This is a genomic window from Aeromonas allosaccharophila, assembly GCF_000819685.1.
Classification (GTDB): Bacteria; Pseudomonadota; Gammaproteobacteria; order Enterobacterales; family Aeromonadaceae; genus Aeromonas; species Aeromonas allosaccharophila.
The window spans coordinates 1-1,176 of sequence record NZ_CDBR01000106.1; the positions used below are offsets into that span (position 1 = coordinate 1).

General features: G+C 53.8%; 1 protein-coding gene and 1 pseudogene. Both read right to left on the reverse strand.

The genetic code is table 11. The features are described 5' to 3' along the window. On the reverse strand, positions 1 to 967 hold a 967-nt coding region (locus BN1115_RS19170), incomplete at its 3' end, for an IS110 family RNA-guided transposase (protein WP_156135291.1). Between the two features lie 86 nt (positions 968 to 1,053). Continuing rightward, positions 1,054 to 1,176, reverse strand: a pseudogene (locus tag BN1115_RS21995) (transposase); the annotation flags it as partial.

Below are 1,176 nucleotides of genomic sequence, written 5' to 3' on the forward strand. Positions count from 1 at the left end.
TGCGTGCATTCTTGTTGGCCAGTGCCACTACCGTTACATTATGGTTACGTCGCTCCATTACCCCCGCAAGCCAGCTTCCTGCGTACTCTGTCTTACGCTCAGCGACCCGGAGCACGGAGCGGGCCCCGTGGATCAGCAGTGTGCGTAGATAGATGTCACCGCGTTTGCTTATCCCCAACAGGGTCTGCTTGCCGCCGCTGGAATGTTGCTTGGGTACCAAGCCCAGCCAGGCTGCTAGCTGGCGGCCATTTTCGAACTGCTTTGCATCGCCGATAGACGCTACCAGTGCACTGGCCGTGAGAGGACCAATACCCGGCATCTTAGCCAGCTTCTGGCTTGCCGAGTTTTCTTTGTGCCAACACCAGATCTGCTCTTCCAGTTCATTCACCTGCTTGGCGAGCTCTTTGAGGTGCTCCCCTAAACGCTCAATTAATTGACGAAACGTTCCGGGTAGGTTGTTCTCTGCATCCTCCAGGAGCTCGGGCAATCGTAGGCTAATGTGTGCAATACCTTTAGGGACAATGATGCCATGTTCAGCCAGCAGGCCCCTGATTTGATTAGCTTGTGCCGTTCTGGCTTTGACGAACCCTTGCCTTGCGCGATGTAGCGCCAACACGGCTAACTGCTCGCCATTTTTTATTGGCACAAACCGCATATTGGGTCGGGTGACGGCTTCGCAGATAGCTTCTGCATCCGCAGCATCGTTCTTGTTGGTCTTCACATAGGGCTTAACGAACTGCGGCGCCATCAGTTTGACGGTATGCCCCATTCCTTGCAGTTTATTGGCCCAGTAATGGGCACTGCCGCATGCCTCCATGCCGATCAGGCTAGGAGGAAGATTGGTAAAGAATGAGAGCATCTGATCCCGCTTCAACTGTCGCTTGAGGACCGTCTTGCCATGTTGATCAACGCCATGTAATTGGAAGAGATGTTTTGCCAGATCAATGCCGATAGTCGTAGCCTTCATGGTGGTCGCCTCTCTCATCAGTGGGAACTTACATTCGCCACTTTGGCACTCAGATGCCGTTTTGGGGAGGGGCGACCATCCCATTAGCTATAGTCCGGTGTGCACAACGGCACATTCATCAACTCGAACAGGGAGTCGAGTAGTCCCTGAGTGGCCCGCCGACAGAGATCGAAAATCCCCTTGAGCATCATAAAGGTACACATGGCCTG